The following is a 314-nucleotide window of genomic DNA, read 5'->3' as shown; positions in this document are numbered from 1 at the left end:
AACATAGAATTTGGCTTGTATTCGCTTTGGTTTTTCATCAAGGCAAACAGTACCCGAGCCAGTTTTCTGGCAAGTATCACCAGCGCCTCAGTCCCTTTCAGACCTCGTGCCAAATAGCTTTGGTAGTAGGGTTTCCAGGTCGCAGAGCGGCTTGCGGCCATGGCACTGTTATGAAATAAACGCCGAAACTCCGAGTCACCTCGTTTGGATAAGCAACGTCGTTGATCTTTCTTACCTGATTGTCTGACTCGTGGGTCCATCCCCAGAAAAGCAACGTAGCCATCGCTGTCAGAAAACTCTCCACGCATGAAGGC

Annotated in this window: 1 protein-coding gene; it reads right to left on the bottom strand. The window is 49.4% G+C overall.

Going from position 1 to position 314, the window contains the following annotated elements:
- Positions 1–314 (bottom strand): transposase (locus NL64_RS30700; protein ID WP_034150378.1); only part of this gene is annotated, 314 nt, incomplete at both ends.

The sequence above is a fragment of the Pseudomonas fluorescens genome, assembly GCF_000802965.1.
Lineage (GTDB): Bacteria > Pseudomonadota > Gammaproteobacteria > Pseudomonadales > Pseudomonadaceae > Aquipseudomonas > Aquipseudomonas fluorescens_A.
Note: the sequence above shows the minus strand (reverse complement) of the source record. Positions and strands in the feature narration are given on the sequence as shown.